Here is a 19,855-nt window from a genome sequence, read left to right as displayed (position 1 = left end):
GCGTTCGGGGGGGGCGGCGTCGAACAAGGCCCCGACAGGGGCGTGGTCGCGGTGGGCCTGCGCGCCGACCGGTCCGCCGCGGGCCGACGCGGCGGCCCAGCGTCGTTCGAGACCGGTGGCTTGCCAGGCCTCCCACAGCACGTCCTCGAGTCCGCCGCCCCGCAGGGCCGCGGAGCGGGCTTTGCGCAGCACGCCGAGAACCTTTCGCAGCGGCGCGGACTCCACCTCGGTCAGGCCGCGGACGAGGTGAGCGGTCTCGCCGCCCTTGTCACCGCCGTCGCCGTCGGTGAGCAGCAGACGCAGCAGTTCCGCAGAGTCGCGGTCGCGCCCGGACGCCAATTCGACGCGGCGCAGACCTCGCCGCAGACGACGCAGGGCGACGGGTTCGGCACCGCCGACCGGACCCGACAGCAGCGCCAGCGCCTCCTCGCCGCCGAACCGGCGACCGGACACTGCCCGCAGCACGAGCAGCAGACCTGCCACGCTGTGCTGCCGGGCGAGAGGCAACTCGGAGGCCGCGGTGGTCATGGGGACGCCGGCGGCGAGCAGCGCGCGTCGCAGCGGTGCGAGGACTCGCGGCACCGATCGGACGACGATCGCCATGCGGGACCAGGGCACTCCGTCGACGAGGTGGGCGCGGCGCAGGGTGTCGGCGACGAGCGCGGCTTCCTTCGCCTGCGACGGCTGCACCACCACCCGCACCGAGCCGGGTTCGGTTGCGGCCTCGGGTGAGATGCCATCGGGCGAGGTGCCATCGGGTGAGGCGGCGCCGCGATGCGGAGGCAGCCCGGGCACTCTGCGCGCGATGCGGTGGGTCACCGCCGCTACCGCGGGCGCGGCCCGGTAATTGGTACCGAGCACGATGCGGCGGGACGGATCGTCGTCGGCCAACCGTTCGAGAAAGGTGGGATCGGCGCCACGGAAACCGAACACGCTCTGGTCGGGGTCGCCCGCGACGGTGCTCGTCCGGGTACCGGTGCCGATCACCCGCACGAGGTGAGCCGCCTGCGGGTCGAGGTGCTGCGCATCGTCGACGAGCAGGTGACGGATCCGGTTGCGCTCGGACGCGAGCAGGTCGGGGTCGGTCGCGAAGGCGGCCAGCGCCGCCCCCCCGAGTTCTGCCGCGTCCAGCGCGGGCCCGGGCGCGTAGGGGGGGGGCGGCGGCCCCGGCCGCCACCCCCCCCCCCGCGGTGGGGGGCGCGGGCGGCCCCGGGCGCGGTCGCTTCGGGTGCTTCGAGACCGACGGCGCCGCGCAGCAGCATGACCTGCTCGTACCGCTGCGCGAATCGCCCGGCCGCGACCCACTCGGGGCGATCACGCCGCTCGCCCAGTGCGACGAGGTCTTCGGGACCGAGCCCGCGCTCGCTGGCACGCAGCATCAGATCGCGGAGTTCGACGGCGAATCCGGTCATACCGAGGGCGGGGCGGAGTCGCTCGGGCCACCCGGTGGCACCGTCGTCGATGTCGCCACGGAGCAGTTCGCGTAGGACCGCGTCCTGTTCGGCGCCGGTGATCAGTCGCGGCGGCGGGTTGCCGTGCGCAGTTGCCTGTAAGCGCAATACCGCGAACGCGTACGAGTGGACGGTGCGGACCAGCGGCTCCCGGGTGGCGCGTGCACCGGCACCCAGCAGCCCGGCGGTGATCGCCTCGCGCAGCGCTGTCGCGGCGCGGCGGGAGTGGGTGAGTACGAGGACGGACTCGGGATCGACCCCGGAGGAGATGCGATGTACCACCAGGTCGACCAGCAGCGACGTTTTGCCGGTACCGGGCCCGCCGAGCACCTGCCAGGGGCGCCATCGCGGGGCGGGCGGTGCGTCGGCGAACACTGCCCGCACATCGTCGGGCCACGTCCTGGCGGCCGGTGCGACATCCGGTCGCCGGACCAGTCGCGCGGCAGGTCGTCGCGAGCGGTCGGGCGCACGGAGGTCGAGGTCGGGCATATCGACATCCCACCAGAACCCCCCGACAACCGGCCGGTGGCATCTGCCGTCTCCCTGCCCGGAGAATCGTTAACGCCCGGAAGCAACGGGTAGGTAAGGCTAGGTTAAGCTCTGCCTCGGCTGCGGCACCACGCCGCCGACTGTCGACGCAGAACGAGGATCACAGCTATGAACGCCATCCGTAACTACCGGCGCGCCGCAATCGGCGCCCTGGCCGTCATCGCCCTGGCCGGGTGCTCCACTTCCACGACCGACGACGCCGACACCACCGCGGCAGCCCAGACGGTCGCGATCGAGGACAACTTCGGCGAGCAGACCGTGACGACTCCGCCGAAGTCCGTGGTGGCGACGGACAACAGCACGTTCGAGACGCTCGACTCGTGGGGCGTGGACCTGTCGGCCGGCGCCGTGAGCCTGATGCCGAGCACGATCGGGTACAAGCAGGACAGCGACGTCGTCGACCTCGGCACCCACCGCGAGCCGAACCTCGAGGCGGTTGTCGCGGCCGAGCCCGACCTCATCATCAACGGCGGCCGGTTCGCGCAGTTCCGCGGGGACTTCGAGCGCCTCGCGCCCGACGCCGCCATCGTCGAGGTCACTCCGCGCGACGACCAGCCGTTCGACGCCGAGCTCAAGCGCGGCACCACCGTTCTCGGCGAGATCTTCGGCAAGCAGGCCGAAGCCCAGGCCCTCAACGACGCATTCGACGCCTCGATCGCGCGCGTGAAAGCCGCCTACTCCCCCGACACGTCCGTGATGGGCTTGATCACCTCCGGCGGCGAAATCGGCTACGTCGCGCCGAGCACCGGCCGCACGATCGGCCCCATGTTCGACATCTTCGGTTTCACCCCGTCGCTCGAGGTGCCCGAGAGCTCGGACAACCACCAGGGCGACGACATCTCGGTCGAGGCCGTCGCAGCCTCCAACCCCGACCTGATCATCGTGATGGACCGTGACGCGGGAACCGCCAACGGTGGCGGCGAGGGATTCGTCCCCGCGGCGAACATCATCGAGAACACCGAAGCGCTGAAGTCCGTCACCGCCGTCAAGGACGGCAAGGTGATCTTCCTGCCGACCGATACCTACACCAACGAGAGCATCCAGACGTACACGGAGTTCTTCAACTCCCTCGCGGACCTGCTCGAGCAGCAGAAGTCCTGATCTTCGTCACTCCTGGCGCCCGCGGGTTCGTCCCGCGGGCCCAGGCATGAATGCCTCACGGAAGACAGCAGCATCGATGAGCACAACGACGGTTTCCCCGACCCGCAAGGGCCGGTTGTTCGACTGGAAACTCCTCCTGGGAATCCTCGGAGTCTGTGTCCTGCTGACCATGTCGCTGTTCACCGGGGTGTACGACATCTTCGGCGGCGAACAGGGCTGGGAGATGTTCGAGATCACCCGCATCCCCCGGACGATCGCGCTGGTTCTGGCGGGCGCGGCAATGGCGATGTCGGGGCTGGTGATGCAGTTGCTCACCCAGAACCGGTTCGTCGAGCCGACCACCGCCGGCACGACGGAGTGGGCGGGCCTCGGCCTCATCCTGATGATGATCCTCCTGCCCGGATCCGGACTCGTACCGCGGATGATCGGGGCGATCGCCGCCGCCTTCGTCGGCACGATGATCTTCTTCCTGTTCCTCCGCCGCGTCTCGCTGTCCTCGTCCCTCATCGTGCCGATCGTCGGCATCATGCTCGGCGCCGTGGTCGGCTCGATCACGACGTACCTCGCCCTGGCCACCGACATGCTCCAGAGCTTGGGCGTGTGGTTCGCCGGAAGCTTCACCTCCGTCCTGCGGGGACAGTACGAGGTGCTGTGGATCGTCGCCGCGGTTGCGGTCGCGGTGTTCCTGGTCGCGGACCGCCTCACGGTGGCCGGCCTGGGCGAAGACGTGGCGACGAACGTCGGGCTCAACTACACCCGGATCATCTTCCTGGGCACCGGCCTCATCGCTGTGGCCACCGGCGTCGTGACCGTCGTCGTGGGAAATCTGCCGTTCATCGGCCTCATCGTCCCGAACATCGTCTCCATGTTCCGCGGCGACGACCTGCGCAGCAATCTGCCCTGGGTCTGCTTGCTGGGCATCGCGATCGTGACGGTGTGCGACCTCATCGGGCGGACGATCATCGCCCCGTTCGAGGTCCCCGTCTCGCTCATCCTCGGCGTGGTCGGCGCCGTCGTGTTCATCGCTCTACTGCTGCGGAGCCGTCGTCATGCCTGAAACCATGCCCGTCAGCGCGGAATCGGCGGTCGCGGCACCGCCGGCGGAACTTCCTGCGTCGGACGTCTTTCCGAACCCGAAGGCGCGCCGGCGCTACTGGATTCTGCTCGCCGGCCTGTCGCTGCTCGCGTGCTTCTTCGCGGTGGGAACGCTGGTGTGGAACAACCCGATGCCGTTCGGGAGTTCCGGATTCTGGCGGATCACGGAGATGCGGGCGACCAGCCTTGTCGTCATCGCAATCGTCGTGGTGTGCCAGGCCACCGCCACCGTCGCGTTCCAGACGGCCACGAACAATCGGATCATCACACCGTCGATCATGGGATTCGAGGCACTGTACGTCGCGATCTCCACCGCCGCGGTGTACTTTCTGGGTGCCGTCGGAGTCGTTGCACTGCAAGGAACTCCGCAGTTCCTCCTGCAGATCGCGCTGATGGTCTTCTTCTCGCTCGTGCTCTACGGATGGCTGCTGTCGGGTAAGTACGGCAACCTGCAGGTGATGCTGCTCGTCGGGATCATCCTCGGCGGTGGGCTCGGCTCCGTCTCGACCTTCATGCAGCGACTGCTCACCCCGAGCGAATTCGACATCCTCACCGCGCGGTTGTTCGGGTCCGTGTCCAACGCGGACGCCTCCTACCTCCCCGTCGCGATTCCCCTGTGTCTAGCCGCTGCCGCCGCACTGTGGTGGCGTGCACGGAAACTCAACCTGGTGGCGCTGGGACGCGACATCACCACCAACCTCGGCCTGAATCACCGCCGCGAGATCATGATCGTGCTGTTCCTCGTGTCGGTCCTGATGGCCGTCTCCACCGCCCTCATCGGACCGATGACCTTCCTGGGCTTTCTCGTGGCCACCCTCGCGTACCAGTTCGCGAACACCTACGACCACCGATACGTGTTTCCCGTCGCGGTGCTGACCGGGTTCGTCGTCCTCACGGGGGCCTACTTCGTTCTCAAGAACATCTTCTACGCCGAGGGCGCGGTGTCGATCATCATCGAAGCCGTCGGCGGATCGGTGTTCCTCTACGTCCTCCTCCGAAAGGGCAGACTGTGATCGAGCTCAAGGGCGTCCGCAAGGACTACGGTGACGGGGTGTCGATCGGCCCCGTCGATCTCCAGATTCCGGCGGGCGGTATCACCGCACTGGTCGGGCCCAACGGAGCCGGCAAGTCGACGCTGCTGACGATCATCGGCCGGCTGCTCGGTGCCGATTCCGGTTCGATCGAGATCGCCGGATACGACATCGCCCGCACCCCGTCGAAAGACCTCGCGAAGATCGTCTCGATCCTGCGTCAGGAGAACCACTTCGTCACCCGGCTGACGGTGCGTCAGCTCGTGGGCTTCGGTCGGTTCCCGCATTCGAAGGGCCGCATCACCCGGCAGGATCAGGAGATCATCAGCCGCGCGATCGAGTTCTTCGACCTCGGCCCGCTCGAGAACCGCTATCTCGATCAGCTCTCCGGCGGGCAGCGCCAGCGCGCCTACGTCGCGATGGTGCTGTGCCAGGACACCGACTACGTCCTTCTCGACGAGCCGCTCAACAATCTCGACATGCGGCATTCGGTCCTGATGATGCAGCACCTGCGCCGTGCCGCCGACGAACTCGGGAGGACGGTGGTCATCGTCCTGCACGACATCAACTTTGCCGCGCACTACGCGGACCGGATCTGCGCGGTGAAGAACGGGCGCGTCGTCGAGTTCGGGACCCCGCAGGAGATCGTGGTCGACGACACGCTCACCCGCGTGTTCGACACCCCGGTGACCTGCGTGGACGGCCCCAACGGCCCGCTGGCCGTCTACTACCGGTAGCCGTGCTGCGATAGTGGTCGCGTGAACGCTGCCGAGACCCTCCGCACCCACCTGTTCGGCCCCGCCGACGGGCCGCAGATCCTTGCTCTGCACGGGCTCACGGGTCACGGCCGGCGCTGGCGGCACCTCGCGGAGACTCATCTCCCCCACGCCCGGTTCCTCGCACCCGACCTTCGCGGCCACGGCCGATCGCCGTGGACACCGCCCTGGACGTTCGAGCGCCACGTCGACGACCTGCTCCGCGTGCTGGACACGCATGCCTCCGGTCCGGTGACGGTGGTGGGTCATTCCTTCGGGGGCGCTTTGGCGCTGCATCTCGCCGCCGCGGCACCGGAACGCGTGCGAGCGCTCGTCCTGCTCGATCCGGCGATCGCGTTGCCACCGGAGCGGATGCTCGAGGTCGCCGACTCGACGGCCCGCTACCCGGACTACACCGACGAGGCGGAGGCGCGTGCCGAGAAAGTCGGCGCCGACTGGGCCGAAGTCGATCCGGAACTGCTCGACGCGGAGGTCGAAGAGCATCTGGTGGCGCTCGATTCGGGGCGCGTCGCCTGGCGCGTGTGCGTGGCCGCGACGGTGACGTCGTGGAGCGAACTCGCCCGGGACTACGTGTTGCCCCCCGCTCACATCCGGACCGTGTTCGCGCGGGCCGGAAAGGTCCAGCCCGGATACACCTCGCCCGAGTTCCGCGCCGCACTCGCCGACCGGCTGGGATCGAACCTGACGGAGGTGGAGGTGGACTGCGATCACATGATCGAGCAGGCCCGCCCCGCCGAGACCGCCGACCTCATCTCCCGGGTGCTGTAGATGGCCGCGACCACCGACGACCAGATCGAAAAGGTGCGCGCGCTCGTCGCGTCCATCCCGGAGGGGCGCGTGGCCACCTACGGCGACATCGCCGATGCCGCAGAGCTTTCCAGCCCGCGTACGGTCGGCTGGATCATGCGTACCGATACCGCCGACCTGCCGTGGCATCGCGTGGTGCCGGCGTCCGGCAGACCTGCCGCGCACCTCGCCTACCGGCAACTGGCCCGGCTGGCGCTCGAAGGCACACCGATCCGCGGAGACCGAGTGGATCTGGCGCAGGCACGCCACCTCTTCCCCGCCCCGTGACAACGACCTCGCCGGTCGGTCCGGCCATCCGGACCCACCGGCGAGGTGCGTGATTCGCTGGTGCTCAGGCGCGTTCGGGCCTGGCCAACGCCATCGCACCCAACGCGATGACGCCGCTGACGACCATCGCCACCGCCATGGGCACCGCGGTGTCCTCTCCGCCGATTCCGACGAGCGGGGCGATCGCTGCCGCGAGCAGGAACTGGAGCGCACCGAGCAACGCCGAGCCGGTGCCCGCCGCGCGCTGCGCCTGGCCCAGGGCCAAGGTGGTGGCGTTCGCGATGATGAGTCCGAGGCTGCTCATCGTGCACCACAGCAGGATCAGCGTCACCCACATCGCCGGTCCGGCAAGGCTGTTGATGAGCATCAGGACAGACATGGACGCCAGGATCGTGAGGCCGATCCGCAACGTTCGGCCGGAGCCGATCCGGCGGACGATGTTGTCGTTCGCGATACTGCCGATCACGAGACCTATCGCGTTGGCGGTGAACGCCACCGTGTACCAGCCGGTGGACATGCCGTGGACGTTCTGCAGCACGAACGGCGACGCGGAGATGTACGCGAACATCACACCGAAGGCGAAGGCGTACGCGAGTGTGTATCCGACGTACCGGCGGTTCCGGAGTACTTCCCGGGCATCCCGCAGCATCGCGGTGGGGCCGCCCTGGGGGGGGCGCGCGGCGGGGGGGGGGGCCCTCGACGGGATGGGTCTCGGCCACCAGAAGCAGCACGGCCAGGAACATGAGGACGGACAAGCCGGCGAGCACCCAGTAGACGGCACGCCAGCCGACGTTCGTGACGATCACACCGCCGACGAGAGGCGCGATGATCGGAGCTACCGCGTTGATGACGACGAGCAGGCTGAACAGCTTGGCAGCCGCGACGCCCTCGGCCCGGTCGGCGATGACGGCGCGGCCGAGCACGATGCCCGCCGCACCGGCGAAGCCCTGCACGAACCGCGCGCCCGCGAGCAATTCGATGGTGGGCGCGAGCGCACTCGCGGCACTGAACACCGCGCACGCGAGGGTGCCGACGAGCAGGAGCGGGCGGCGGCCGAACCGGTCGGACAAGGGGCCGAAGACGAGCTGGCCGATGGCCATTCCGAGCAGGAATGTCGTGAGGGTCAGCTGAATCGCCGACGCGCTCGTGTCGAATTCCTCGGCCATTTCCGGAAAGGCCGGGAGGTACATGTCGATCGCCAGCGGCGCCACTGCCGCGAGGAGAGCCAGGACCGCGATCAACTTCGCCGAGAACGGCGTGCCGCCGGTGTCGTCACCGGTCTCGGTGCTCTCGGGGAGATCCGGCGCCTGGGTGGTCGCGGAGTCATGCTGGGGCATACGTGCCTTTCATTGCCGATGTATATTTAAATGTATATATACATTTAAGAGCTAGTATCGTAGCATGGTGAATCCACGGGACGTAAGCGACAGCGACGTCGACAGCCTCGCCCGGACCTCTCGTTCGCTGGTGTGGGCGCTCCGGAGATTCGGCGAGCGCGAGGCGGGCCTGTCGGCCATGCCGAACTCCGAGATCGAGGTCCTGCGCGCGGTTGCCGAGCGCCCGGGCAGTTCGATTTCGGAGATCGCGCGCGCGCTCGACCTGCAGAACAGCAACGTCAGCACCACCGTCAGCCGCCTCGTCGATCGGGGACTGCTCGAGCGACGCGCCGATCCGAACGACGGGCGATCGCACCGGATTCACCAGACCGACCTGGCCCGGCGCAACAACGCGCTGATCGACGCCACGTGGGCACGGGGCATACGCGATCTGCTCACCACGCTGAGCCCCGAAGAAGCGCACACCCTGATCGAGGCCGCGCCTCTGCTCGCCCGGCTCGGCTCGATGCCCAAGAACTACTGATCGACATTCGGCAGGACACCGGCCCCTGCGAAAACTGCGGCGTCATGGGGCAGCATGAGGATATGAGTGCACTGACCGACGTGGAGGCAGTGATCGTCGCGGGCGGCCGCGCGACCCGGATGGGAGGCGTCGACAAACCCGCCCTGGCGGTCGGGGGGCGGCGCCTCCTCGACACCGCCCTCGCCTCCGTCACCGGGTGTGCGCGGATCACGGTGGTGGGCCCCCGGCGCTACGACCTCGACCCCGCGATCATCCAGGTCCAGGAACACCCGGCCGGCGCCGGGCCCGTCGCGGCGCTCGCCGCCGCAAGCCCTGTGGCCGACGTCGTGGTGACGCTGGCGGCGGACCTGCCCTTCGTCACCGCCGCCACCGTGGCAACACTGATCGCGGCCCTCGACGCCGATCTGTCCGCGGATGCCGCCTTTGCGGTGGACGACGAGGGCAGGACGCAGTACCTGCTCGCGGTGTGGCGAGGCCCCGCGCTCTCTGCACGCCTCGCGCATCTCGGCGAGGAGGTGGCCGACCGGCCGATGAAGGCTCTGCTCCCCGACCGGTACGCCTCGGTCACCGTGACGGGCACCGCCGACTGCGACACTCCGGCAGATCTGCACCGTGCGCGCGTCGCCCACGCCCCGGGACGCGTCGCATCCGGCCCGGACGACGCACGATCGCTGGTGCGTCAGGCCTTGCTCCCGCTGGACGCTCGGCGGATACCCGTCGCCGCGGCGGAGGGCGCGACACTCGCCGCCCCACTCGTCGCCGAAGCGGCCCTGCCTCCCCTGCCGACGTCCGCGATGGACGGCTACGCCGTTGCAGGTGACGGACCGTGGGCACTGCGGCCCGAGGTCCGCCGCGCGGGTGATCCCGTGGTGTTCACGCTCGCCGACGGCGAGGCTGCCCGCATCGCGACCGGCGCCCATCTCCCGGCCGGTGCCACCGCGGCCGTCCGCGACGAGTTCGTCCGCGTGGACAACGGTGTGGTGCACCGGCTTCCGGAGTGCCCGGTGCGTGACGACACCCGCCGACGGGGCGAAGACTGGGACCCCGGGTTCGTGCTCGCCGAAAGCGGCGAGACCGTCACCCCCGCCGTCCTGTCCGCGGCACTGAGCGGCGAGGTCGCCGAGATCGACGTCCGGGGCCCGCTCCGGGTGCACCTCGTCATCAGTGGCGACGAGATCGTGCGCCACGGTCCGCTGCTCGAGGGCCGGACCCGGGATTCTCTGGGCCCTGTGCTCCCCCGTTTCGTCCGGTGGTGTGGCGCCGAACCGGTCGGTGAGACGCTGTTGCACGACAGCCCCGGCGGGTTCGAGGCCCTCTTCGCAGGCACACAGGACGTCGACGTGCTCGTGATCGTGGGGGCTACGGGCGGCGGCGCCGCGGATCAGCTGCGCGGCGCTCTGGACCGGGCAGGTGCGCACATCGTCGTCGAACGTGTGCGGTGCAAGCCCGGCGGTTCCCAGGTCGCCGCCGTGCTGCCCGACGGCCGCGCGGTGCTGGGCCTGCCGGGAAACCCGGTTGCGGCGTTGTCGACGCTGCTGGTGATGCTTCCGGCCGTCGTCGACGGCCGTACCGGCCGCACGCCGCCGTCACGCCTGGTCGGCCCTCTGGCGAACGCGTCGGAGGTGGAGGGCGATCGCACACGCCTGTTACCCGCTCGCCAGCGTGAGGATGGACAGTGGTTGTGCGACAACGCGATCCGCACCGCCCACCTCGCCGGCCTGATCGGCCGCACCGCGATAGCGCTGGTGCCGCCCCGGTGCTCCGACGGAGATGTCGTGGAGTTGCTGCCGCTCCCCCGCTGACGCGTCCGGCGTACGGCCGTATCACCGCGCCGGGCGCACCCCCGCGCTTGCCCTCAGCGCAGGAACGGCGGCGTAGTACCGGCGGGCGACCAGATCGACCACAGGCGCCGTCACGCCGAGCGGGGCGGTGACCCCGTCGGCGCCGGCGCCGGACAGACGGGAGTGGAACAGTCCTTCGGCCAACAGATACGACGCGACGAACACCCGCCGGGCTCCTCGCTCGCGCAGCTCCTCGACCACCTGCGGCACGCGCGGTTCTCCGGTCGCGACGTAGCCGATGGACACGGTCCGGTGCGTCAGGGCCGACAGCATGTCGGCTGCGCGGTGCACGTCGTGCAGTGCCCTCGGGTCGGACGACCCGGCCGCCGCGAGCACCACGGCATCCCCGGGACGCCACCCGGCCTCGCGCAACCTCTGGACGAGCACACGCGCCAGGACCGGGTCGGGGCCGAGAGCCGGAGTGACCAGCACTCTGCCGTGACCGCTGTCGGCGACCTCCCGTGGCACGTCGGCGTGCACGTGATATCCGGAGGCGAGGAACGCCGGCACCAGCACCACCGGCCCCGCGACCTCGCGCAGCACCTCGGACGGCGACGGACCGAGTACGTCGACGAATGCCACCCGGGGCGCGCCGACCCGGCCGGACACCGCGTCGGCGAGGCGGGCGATCATCTCGACTCCGCGCGGGTTGCGGGTGCCGTGGGCGACGAGCAGCAGAGCGGGATCGGTCATGGCTCAGGGTCCTTCCGGATCGACCGCCAAGCGGTAGCCGCGCTTGACCACGGTTTGAACGATCGACGGCGCTCCGAGGGCCGACCGCAACCTCGCGACCGCCGTCTCCACCGCATGGGTGTCTCCGCCGCCTCCGGGAAGCGCGGCGAGCAGTTCTTCGCGGGAGACGACGCGTCCGGGCCGCGACGCGAGCGTCCGGATCAGCGCCATCCCCGCAGGGGCCAGACACCGGGTGGTGTCGTCGACCATCACGCACCGCCCGCGCATTCCGAGGACATGCCCTCCGGCTTCGATCCGCACGGCGCGGCGCGGAAGTTCCTCGGCGAGGTGCCGCGCCAGCGAGCCGAGCCGTGCACGCGAGGGCATCGTCACCGGCACCTCGAGAGCGACGAACGGCGCCGCGGTGACCGGGCCGACGCACACCGCGGCGACACCGGTGCGAAACCCTCGCAACATCAGTTCGAGCATTCCGGTGTCCTTGGCGCGCATGAGCATCGAGGCCACCGCCGGTGCACTCGTGAAGCTCACCGCGTCGAGCCCGTAATCGGCGACCTGCTCGATCATGCGGTCCAGCGTCGCGGGATCGTCGGGCGGAGTCCACCGGTAGACGGGGACCGCGACGACATCCGCACCCGCGGCCCGAAGCGCTTCGCACACATCCGTTCCCGGCTCCCACTCGGTGCGCTCACCGTGCAGCTGGACCGCGATCCGGCGGCCCCGGACACCTTCGGCGAGCAGGTGTTCGAGCACCTCGGCGGACGACTCCGACGCCGGTGACCATTCCTCGCGCAATTCCGCGGCGCGGATCGCCCCGGTGACTTTCGGTCCCCGGGCCAGGATGCGGCTACCCGCAAGAGAGCGCGCCAGATCGTCGGAAAGCCCCCACCCGTCCGCTGCTCCCATCCAGCCGCGGAATCCGATCGCGGTCGTCGCGACCGTGATGTCCGGTGGGCCGGCGACGATGCTGCGGGTCACCCGCTCGAGTTCGGTGTCGTCCGAGAGCGGGATGATGCGGATCGCCGGTGCGTGCACCACGTCGGCGCCGCGCCGCGTGAGCAACGTCGCGAACTCGTCCGCACGTCGCGCCGCCGTGACTCCGACGGTGAAACCGCGCAGCGGCGTGTTGTCCTGGTTCACGAAAGCTCGGCGCCGGTCGCCGGACCGTCGTCGGAGCGCGCGCTGGTGAGGTGGCTGTGGACCTGCACGACACCCGCCCACACTCGCACGTCGTAGACCGGCAACCGCACCGACGGGTCGTCGAGGCAGCGACCGTCGTCGAGCGAGAACACCTGCTTGAGAAGGGGTGAGGCAAGGGTGGGTTCGCCCGCGCGGTCCCCGACGATGCCGCGGGACATCACGGCGGCGCGGCCGAACGGATCGAAGTTCCCGACCGCGCGCAGCGTGCCGTCGTCGAGCAGGAACACCGCGACCTGTTCGCCCCCGCGCAGCAGGACGGCCACTCCGCGGCCGGGAATCAGGTGGCTGAGCGGACAGGCCGACGTCCATTCCAGGCGCCCGTCGAACACGCTCTCACGCGTCGAACCCCCAGCGGTATGCGACTCGATGACGGTCATGGGATGGTCCCTCCTCGAAACTTCCGTCCTGGCATTCTGTGGCCCCGGTGTTTCACGCGCGTTACCCACCGATTCCCTCCACGTAAGCAGGCACGTCACGCGGACGCATCCCGCCCGATCTTCGGCATGCCGACCAGGACGGGTACCTTCCGCTTGCCGGAGTCGTCGAATCGGATGGTTGGGTCCGGCTGCTCCGGGGCATTGACGAAGGAGACGAAGCGCGCCAGCAGTTCGGGATCCTCGAGCACTCCCGCCCATTCGTCCTTGTACCCGGCGACATGCTTTGCCATCGCGGCTTCGAGTTCGGCGGCGATGCCGAGGCTGTCGCCGCACACGACGTCCTTGAGGTGCTCGAGCCCGCCGTCGAGCGCGTCGAGCCAGGGCGCCGTGCGCTGCAACCGGTCGGCGGTGCGGATGTAGAACATCAGGAACCGGTCGATGTACCGGACCAGGGTCTCGTCGTCGAGCCCACCGGCGAGCAACTGCGCGTGCTTCGGGGACTGCCCGCCGTTACCGCACACGTAGAGGTTCCAGCCGTTTTCCGTGGCGATCACCCCGACGTCCTTACCTCGCGCTTCGGCGCATTCGCGCGCGCAACCGGAGACGCCGAACTTGAACTTGTGCGGCGCTCGCAAACCGCGGTACCGCATTTCGAGATCCACCGCCATCCCGACCGAATCCTGCACGCCGTACCGGCACCAGGTCGAGCCGACACAGCTCTTCACCGTGCGCAGCGATTTACCGTAGGCCTGCCCGGACTCCATCCCGGCGTCGACGAGCCGTTTCCAGATCGCCGGCAGTTGCTCCACCCGGGCACCGAACATGTCGATGCGCTGGCCGCCGGTCATCTTGACGTACAGCCCGAAATCGCGCGCGACCTCCCCGATGACGATGAGCTGTTCGGGGGTGCACTCACCACCGGGCATCCGCGGCACCACCGAGTAGGTGCCGTTCTTCTGGATGTTGGCGAGGAAGTGGTCGTTGGTGTCCTGGAGCCCCGCCTGCTGACGATGCAGGATGTGGTCGGAGTCGGTGGACGCGAGGATCGACGCGACGACGGGCTTGCAGATGTCGCAGCCCCGGCCGGTGCCGTAGCGCGAGATCAGTGCAGAGAAGGTGCGAATCTGCGTGGCTCGCACGATCTCGAACAGCTCGGCGCGCGACTGCTCGAAGTGCTCGCACAGTGCCTTCGACATCGGCACGCCGGAACTGCTGAGAAGTTGTTTGACGGTCGGGAGGCACCCGCCGCACGTGGTGCCGGCGTTCGTACACGCTTTGACCTGCGCGATGTCGCACGCCCCGTCCGCAATCGCCCCGCAGATCGCACCCTTGGTGACGCCGTTGCACGAACACACCTCGGCATCGTCGGGAAGCGCTCCGGCGCCGGGCTTTTCACCTGCCGGGGAGATGAGCGCCGCCGGATCGCCCGGAAGCTCGCGGCCGACGAGCGGACGCAAGGTGCCGTACGCCGACGCGTCGCCGACGAGAATTCCGCCGAGCAGCGTCTTCGCGTCGTCCGACACGACCAGCTTCGCGTAGGTTCCCTTCGCCGAGTCGGACAGCACCACCTCGAGCGCACCGGGCGTGACCCCGTGCGCGTCGCCGAAGCTGGCGACGTCCACACCGAGCAACTTGAGTTTGGTCGACAGATCCGCGCCGGGGAATTCGGCGGCGCCGCCGAGCAGTCGGTCGGCGACCACCTCTGCGGTGCTGTACCCGGGAGCCACGAGCCCGTAGCAGGTGCCCTCGACGGCCGCGCACTCTCCGATGGCATAGATCGCGTCGTCCGTGGTGCTGCGGCACCCGAGGTCGGTGAGAACACCGCCGCGCGCGCCCAGGTCGAGACCGGCGTCGCGGGCGAGCGTGTCCTGCGGGCGCACTCCGGCGGAGAACACCAGCACCGCGGCGTCGATCGTCGATCCGTCGGACAGTTCGACGACGAGACCGGAAGGCCCCTCGGTGATTCCGGCCGTGCCCACCCCGGTGTGCACCGTGAGCCCGAGCTCGGTCACGAGCCGTTCGAGGACCCGTCCGCCGCCCTCGTCGACCTGCAGCGGCATCAGACGCGGCGCGAACTCCACCACGTGCGGAGACATTCCCAGCCGGCGGAGAGCGTTCGCGGCCTCGAGCCCGAGCAGGCCGCCGCCGACCACCACACCGACCGGGGCGTCACCGTGCACGGACGCGGCGTCGGCCGCCGCCCGGATGCCGTCGAGATCGTCGAGCGTGCGGTAGACGAAACACCCCGGCAGTGCGTTGCCGGGGATCGGCGGCACGAACGGGTAGGAACCGGTCGCGAGGACGAGCGCGTCGTAGGCCAGCACGTCACCGGCATCGGTGGTCACCGTACGCGCCGCCCGATCGACCGACACGACGCGGGAAGAAACCCGAAGATCGACGAGAGGGTCTGCCGCATAGTCGTTTCCGGCGAGCGCGAGTTCTCTGCGATCCCAGGTTCCGACGTACGAGGACAATCCGACGCGATCGTAGGCGGGGTCCGGTTCCTCGCAGAGGACCGTGATCTTCCACGCGTCGTGCTCGTCGCGGGAACGCAATGCCTCCACGAAGCGGTGCCCGACCATTCCGTGTCCGACGACGACGACGTTCTTGCGGCTCATGGGAAGTCTCTCTCTGTTCGTGCAGGCGGGTCGGTGTCAGACGGTGGCGTCGGACAGTCGCGTCGCCGCGGTCACCGGTGCGGTCGATGTGGGCGCGGACGACTCGACGGGCTGCTGCGGGCGGCGAAGGAAGACGACCCACGTCACCGCGATGCAGACGAGGTAGAAGATCGCGAAGACCCAGAAGGCCATGGTGGCGGACTGTGCCTCGCCACCGTACGAACCGCGGAAGACGAGGTTGATACCGACGCCGCCGAGTCCGCCGATGGCACCGGCGAATCCGATGAGGGCGCCGGACATGCTGCGCGACCACGCCGCCTTCTCGGCACGATCGGCACCGGCAAGGCCCTGGGCCTTCGCTTCGAAGATCGAGGGGATCATCTTGTACACCGAGCCGTTGCCCAAGCCGGACAACAGGAACAGTGCGATGAACCCGAGCACCATGGCCGTCAGGACGCCGCCGGACGCTGCGCCGGCGCTCGCGTCGTCGAGGGTTCCCGCCACGATCAGTACCGCGGCGGCGAGCGCCATACCGACGAACGTGTACATCGTGATGCGGCCGCCGCCGATACGGTCGGCCAGTTTCCCACCGATCGGACGCGAGAGCGAGCCGAGCAACGGGCCGATGAAGGCGATCTGGGCGGCGTGCAGAGCAGCCTGGGCGGGTGTGTCGCCGCCGGCGAGGAAGTTGATCTGAAGCACCTGGCCGAACGCGAAACTGAAGCCGATGAAGGAACCGAACGTGCCGATGTACAGGAAGGAGATGACCCACGAGTCACTGAACTTCAGCGCGCGGCCCATGGCACGCAGGTCCGCTTTCTGGTCGCCGAGGTTGTCCATGAACAGGGCCGCACCGATCGCGGCCGCACCGCACAGCACCAGGTAGACGGCGCAGACGATCCACGGTTCGGTATTGCCGACGGTCGCGATGACCAGCAGGCCGATAAGCTGAATCGCCGGCACCCCGATGTTGCCGCCACCCGCGTTGAGCCCGAGTGCCCAGCCCTTGAGTCGCTGGGGGTAGAACGCGTTGATGTTCGTCATCGACGAGGCGAAGTTACCGCCGCCGACGCCGGCAAGCGCCGCGACCAGCATGAACGTGCTGTACGAGTGCCCCGGGTTCAGCATCAGATACAGCGCGCCCATGAGCGGGACGAACAGCACGAGCGCACTGAAGACGGTCCAGTTACGGCCACCGAATCGTGCGGTCGCCACGGTGTAGGGAATGCGGAGCACGGCACCGACGAGCGTGGGCACCGCGACGAGGAAGAACTTGCCCGCGGCGTCGATGCCGTAGATGTCGGTGGGCATGAACAGCACCATGACCGACCACACGGACCACACCGAGAATCCGACGTGTTCGGCGATGACCGACCAGATCAGGTTTCTCTTGGCTATCTGCTTGCCGCCGGACTCCCACGCCTCGACGTCTTCGGCGTCCCAGCTCTCGATGTAGTGCTTGCGCGCGAATCTCTCTCGGAGAGTCTCGTTCCGGACCGAATCTGCCATGCCGGCCGCCCTTCTCAGGTGTGTGATGAACCCAAGGTAGGCAACGGGTGTTGCCGCGGTGCTGCCCGCGATGACCGTCGCGTCAAGAGATGCTCACCCGGTGACGGGCGACGGTGTGAGGTGGCGGTAACCGATATCAGAGAAGGAATCGGACCAGGTCGGCGGTGTGCGCCAGCCCGGGGAACGCTTCTTCGGTGGATCGGGGGTGCAGCGCATGGACCGCGAGCCGGAACATCACGGCGCGCAACAGCATCTGCGGCCACTCCGGAAGGTCTTCCCACCGTGCGATGAGACCGTCGTCGGCGCCGCCCCACGACAACGCGTCGACGACGGTCACCGCGGCCGCCCACGACGCGGGACGCCAGTAGGGCGTGATGTCGGTGAGGCCCGGCGCGGCTCGTCCCGCGAACAAGACGGTGCCGAAGAGATCGCCGTGCACGAGTTGATCGGGCAGGTGCACCGGCTTCCGGAACGTGGCGAGCTGCCCGATGAGGTCGAGGCTCTTGAGTCCGTCGGGGGTGACCGTCTCGGGGGCACCCGCAGCGCGCGCGGTCCGCAGCGGCACCGTTTCCCACGCCGCGCGGTCGGCCCCGACGAACACGTCGACGTCCTGCCACGGTGCCACCGGTGGCTGCATGAGGAAGCGCGGGCGCTCGAGTTGTGAGGTCGCGACGTGCAACCGCAGCGACAGCGAGACCACCTCGTCGTGCCGGGGTTCGGAAGTCCCGACGATGTATGTGTCGGCGCGCCATCCGGACACCACGTAACGCCCGTCGGTCGAGCGGACGGGCCGGGCGAGCCGTACTCCGTCGACGGTCAGCGTCTCCCTGATCTTCGCGGACCACGCCGCGCGGGCGTGGTCGGCGACCCGGGACAGGACCACGTCTCCACACCGGAAACCGCCGTCCCAGTCGGCGCCGAGGGCGACCGGCTCGACGTCGCGAAGGCCGAACGTAGAGCACACGTGCTGCGGTGGTTCGAGTGAGCTCACGCCCACACGGTACCGGCGTACCCTGCCGGGTCCCGGGAGGCACTCCGCTGTTTTCCGGTCACAGCTCGGCGACAACGGGCCGGAGGATGCGGCAACGGCCCGGCGCCGGCGGTCAGTAGACGGGCAGGGAGGGATCGATCTGCTGCGCCCACGCGAGTACACCGCCGCGAAGGTGGGTGGCATCGGAGAACCCCGCGCGCGTGAGCACGGCGAGCGCCTCCGCCGACCGCACGCCCGTCTTGCAGTAGAGGACGATCGGCCGGTTCTGCGGCAGTTCGGCCAGGGCCTCGCCCGACAGGATGCGGCCCTTGGGAACCAGCCGGGCACCGTCGATGCGGACGATGTCCCACTCCACCGGTTCGCGGACGTCGATCACTTCGACGTCGCGGCCCTCGTCGAGCATCCTGCGCAACTCAACCGGCGTGATCGTCGCATCGGCGGCTGCCGCCGCGTTGTCCGGGACGACGCCGCAGAACACGTCGTAATCGATCAGTTCGGTGACCGGTACGCGGCCGGGATCCCGGCGCAACGTCACGGTGCGGAACGACATCGCGAGTGCGTCGTAGATCATCAGCCGTCCCAGCAGCGGCTCACCGATCCCGGTGATCAGCTTGATGGCCTCGGTCGCCATGATCGTGCCGACGGTGCCGGGCAGGACACCGAGGACACCGCCTTCGGCGCAGGACGGCACCATGCCCGGCGGCGGCGCCTCGGGATACAGATCGCGGTAGTTCAGGCCGCGCCCGCCGGGAGCGTTCTCCCAGAACACGGACACCTGGCCTTCGAAACGGAAGATCGATCCCCACACGTACGGCTTGCCGGCGAGCACCGCGGCGTCGTTCACGAGGTAGCGGGTCGCGAAATTGTCGGTGCCGTCCACGATCAGGTCGTACTGCTCGAACAGAGCCACCGCGTTGCCGGAATCGAGGCGGGTCGGATGCAACCGCACGTCGACGTGCTCGTTGATGGCGTTGATGCTGTCGCGGGCACTCTCGCCCTTCGCCCTGCCCACATCGGAGCGGCCGTGGATCACCTGCCGCTGCAGATTCGACATGTCGACTTCGTCGAACTCGACGATGCCCAGGGTGCCGACACCCGCCGCGGCCAGGTACAGCAACACCGGTGAACCGAGGCCGCCCGCACCGATGCACAGCACCTTCGCGTTCTTGAGCCGCTTCTGTCCGGTCACACCGACGTCCGGAACGATCAAGTGCCGGCTGTATCGGGCGACCTCGTCACGATCGAGGTCGGCAGCCGGTTCCACCAGCGGTTGCAAGGCGCTCGGATCCACCGAGGGCGTCGATACGGTCACGGATACTCCTCGGCCGGCGGGACGGTCGTGGTCCATTGTTCCACCGCTCACAGTCGCGGCGGCGTCACGCCCTCGGGTACGGCCACGGGTTGAAGCGGCACCGCAGCCCGTCGGCCGGCACCACCCCGCCGGGATCGAGCCGGGCGATGTCGTCGTTGTTCGTGCCGAAGGTCTGCTGCATCATGATCGGCGCGAGACCGTCCTGCACCCCGCACCGCTCGTGCTGAGCGAAGCCGATGGCGTGCCCGACCTCATGATTGACCAGGTACTGGCGGTAGGAGCCGAGGTGGCCCGGGCTGGGGCCCGCGCCGCGCACCCCGCGCGCGTCGGTGGGCGGGGCCCGCCCGCGCGCCCGCTTGAAGCACGCCCCCTCGGCGCGG

The 19,855-nt window shown here is 69.2% G+C and carries 17 protein-coding genes and 2 pseudogenes; 8 read left to right on the top strand and 11 right to left on the bottom strand.

Going from position 1 to position 19,855, the window contains the following annotated elements; genetic code table 11:
- Positions 1–1,940: pseudogene (locus tag TVH25_RS15345) on the bottom strand (UvrD-helicase domain-containing protein); the annotation flags it as partial.
- Positions 1,941–2,108: 168 nt separating this feature from the next.
- On the opposite strand from TVH25_RS15345, the gene TVH25_RS15340 reads away from it, so the two are divergent.
- From TVH25_RS15340 to TVH25_RS15315, 6 genes are all read left to right on the top strand, one after another.
- Positions 2,109–3,101, top strand: a complete 993-nt coding sequence (locus tag TVH25_RS15340) for a siderophore ABC transporter substrate-binding protein (RefSeq protein ID WP_169619733.1) — start codon at positions 2,109–2,111, stop codon at positions 3,099–3,101.
- Between the two features lie 76 nt (positions 3,102–3,177).
- Positions 3,178–4,158, top strand: a complete 981-nt coding sequence (locus TVH25_RS15335) for an ABC transporter permease (protein ID WP_169619734.1) — start codon at positions 3,178–3,180, stop codon at positions 4,156–4,158.
- A complete protein-coding gene (locus tag TVH25_RS15330; protein ID WP_240954891.1) occupies positions 4,151–5,209 on the top strand; it encodes an iron chelate uptake ABC transporter family permease subunit in 1,059 nt (352 codons plus the stop codon). Before TVH25_RS15335 ends, TVH25_RS15330 begins: the two co-directional genes overlap by 8 nt.
- Positions 5,206–5,964, top strand: a complete 759-nt coding sequence (locus TVH25_RS15325; RefSeq protein ID WP_169619735.1) for an ABC transporter ATP-binding protein — start codon at positions 5,206–5,208, stop codon at positions 5,962–5,964. The genes TVH25_RS15330 and TVH25_RS15325 overlap by 4 nt, the downstream gene beginning before the upstream one ends.
- Positions 5,965–5,985: 21 nt before the next feature.
- Complete coding sequence (locus tag TVH25_RS15320) at positions 5,986–6,771, top strand: alpha/beta fold hydrolase (RefSeq protein WP_169651705.1); 786 nt, start codon at positions 5,986–5,988, stop codon at positions 6,769–6,771.
- Positions 6,772–7,077: an MGMT family protein gene (locus TVH25_RS15315; RefSeq protein ID WP_169619737.1), complete on the top strand. Its 306-nt coding sequence runs from the start codon at positions 6,772–6,774 to the stop codon at positions 7,075–7,077.
- 64 nt (positions 7,078–7,141) lie between these two features.
- Here the strand turns inward: TVH25_RS15315 and TVH25_RS15310 are convergent, their stop codons facing one another.
- Positions 7,142–7,726, bottom strand: a complete 585-nt coding sequence (locus TVH25_RS15310; protein WP_422424689.1) for an MFS transporter — start codon at positions 7,724–7,726, stop codon at positions 7,142–7,144.
- A 112-nt stretch (positions 7,727–7,838) separates the two neighbouring features.
- Positions 7,839–8,267: pseudogene (locus tag TVH25_RS15305) on the bottom strand (MFS transporter); the annotation flags it as partial.
- 211 nt (positions 8,268–8,478) lie between these two features.
- Between TVH25_RS15305 and TVH25_RS15300 the strand changes: the two are divergent.
- Both TVH25_RS15300 and TVH25_RS15295 read left to right on the top strand, forming a co-directional pair.
- Positions 8,479–8,937 (top strand): MarR family winged helix-turn-helix transcriptional regulator, encoded by a 459-nt coding sequence (locus tag TVH25_RS15300; protein ID WP_422424688.1) that lies wholly within the window; start codon positions 8,479–8,481, stop codon positions 8,935–8,937.
- A gap of 62 nt (positions 8,938–8,999) precedes the next feature.
- Positions 9,000–10,739, top strand: a complete 1,740-nt coding sequence (locus TVH25_RS15295; RefSeq protein ID WP_422424687.1) for an NTP transferase domain-containing protein — start codon at positions 9,000–9,002, stop codon at positions 10,737–10,739.
- A 21-nt stretch (positions 10,740–10,760) separates the two neighbouring features.
- On the opposite strand, the gene TVH25_RS15290 is transcribed toward TVH25_RS15295, so the two are convergent.
- From TVH25_RS15290 to TVH25_RS15255, 8 genes are all read right to left on the bottom strand, one after another.
- A complete protein-coding gene (locus TVH25_RS15290) occupies positions 10,761–11,471 on the bottom strand; it encodes a sirohydrochlorin chelatase (RefSeq protein ID WP_422424686.1) in 711 nt (236 codons plus the stop codon).
- 3 nt (positions 11,472–11,474) lie between these two features.
- Positions 11,475–12,608, bottom strand: coding sequence for a uroporphyrinogen-III synthase (locus tag TVH25_RS15285; protein WP_169619742.1), 1,134 nt, complete (start codon positions 12,606–12,608; stop codon positions 11,475–11,477).
- Entirely contained in the window at positions 12,605–13,045 is a 441-nt protein-coding gene (gene nirD / locus TVH25_RS15280; RefSeq protein ID WP_169619743.1) for a nitrite reductase small subunit NirD, read from the bottom strand. The genes TVH25_RS15285 and nirD overlap by 4 nt, the downstream gene beginning before the upstream one ends.
- A 95-nt stretch (positions 13,046–13,140) precedes the next feature.
- Entirely contained in the window at positions 13,141–15,663 is a 2,523-nt protein-coding gene (gene nirB, locus TVH25_RS15275) for a nitrite reductase large subunit NirB (RefSeq protein ID WP_296549988.1), read from the bottom strand.
- 36 nt (positions 15,664–15,699) lie between these two features.
- Positions 15,700–17,172 (bottom strand): MFS transporter, encoded by a 1,473-nt coding sequence (locus tag TVH25_RS15270; protein ID WP_422424684.1) that lies wholly within the window; start codon positions 17,170–17,172, stop codon positions 15,700–15,702.
- Positions 17,173–17,308: 136 nt separating this feature from the next.
- Positions 17,309–18,163 (bottom strand): TIGR02569 family protein, encoded by an 855-nt coding sequence (locus tag TVH25_RS15265; protein WP_422424682.1) that lies wholly within the window; start codon positions 18,161–18,163, stop codon positions 17,309–17,311.
- Positions 18,164–18,275: 112 nt separating this feature from the next.
- Positions 18,276–19,475: an adenylyltransferase/sulfurtransferase MoeZ gene (moeZ, locus tag TVH25_RS15260; protein WP_422424680.1), complete on the bottom strand. Its 1,200-nt coding sequence runs from the start codon at positions 19,473–19,475 to the stop codon at positions 18,276–18,278.
- 64 nt (positions 19,476–19,539) lie between these two features.
- A partial coding sequence (locus tag TVH25_RS15255) for a DUF3152 domain-containing protein (protein WP_422424678.1) occupies positions 19,540–19,855 on the bottom strand: 316 nt, incomplete at its 5' end.

The organism is Rhodococcus sp. 7Tela_A2, assembly GCF_049311045.1.
Taxonomy (GTDB): Bacteria; Actinomycetota; Actinomycetes; order Mycobacteriales; family Mycobacteriaceae; genus Rhodococcus.
This window is presented reverse-complemented; position numbering and strand designations above follow the sequence as displayed.

Coding starts and splice junctions, on each gene's coding strand:
- TVH25_RS15310 (WP_422424689.1), bottom strand. CDS start 7,726: ATGCTGCGGGATGCCCGGGAAGTACTCCGGAACCGCCGGTACGTCGGA.
- TVH25_RS15335 (WP_169619734.1), top strand. CDS start 3,178: ATGAGCACAACGACGGTTTCCCCGACCCGCAAGGGCCGGTTGTTCGAC.
- TVH25_RS15295 (WP_422424687.1), top strand. CDS start 9,000: ATGAGTGCACTGACCGACGTGGAGGCAGTGATCGTCGCGGGCGGCCGC.
- TVH25_RS15340 (WP_169619733.1), top strand. CDS start 2,109: ATGAACGCCATCCGTAACTACCGGCGCGCCGCAATCGGCGCCCTGGCC.
- TVH25_RS15315 (WP_169619737.1), top strand. CDS start 6,772: ATGGCCGCGACCACCGACGACCAGATCGAAAAGGTGCGCGCGCTCGTC.
- TVH25_RS15290 (WP_422424686.1), bottom strand. CDS start 11,471: ATGACCGATCCCGCTCTGCTGCTCGTCGCCCACGGCACCCGCAACCCG.
- nirD (WP_169619743.1), bottom strand. CDS start 13,045: ATGACCGTCATCGAGTCGCATACCGCTGGGGGTTCGACGCGTGAGAGC.
- nirB (WP_296549988.1), bottom strand. CDS start 15,663: ATGAGCCGCAAGAACGTCGTCGTCGTCGGACACGGAATGGTCGGGCAC.
- TVH25_RS15330 (WP_240954891.1), top strand. CDS start 4,151: ATGCCTGAAACCATGCCCGTCAGCGCGGAATCGGCGGTCGCGGCACCG.
- TVH25_RS15270 (WP_422424684.1), bottom strand. CDS start 17,172: ATGGCAGATTCGGTCCGGAACGAGACTCTCCGAGAGAGATTCGCGCGC.
- TVH25_RS15300 (WP_422424688.1), top strand. CDS start 8,479: ATGGTGAATCCACGGGACGTAAGCGACAGCGACGTCGACAGCCTCGCC.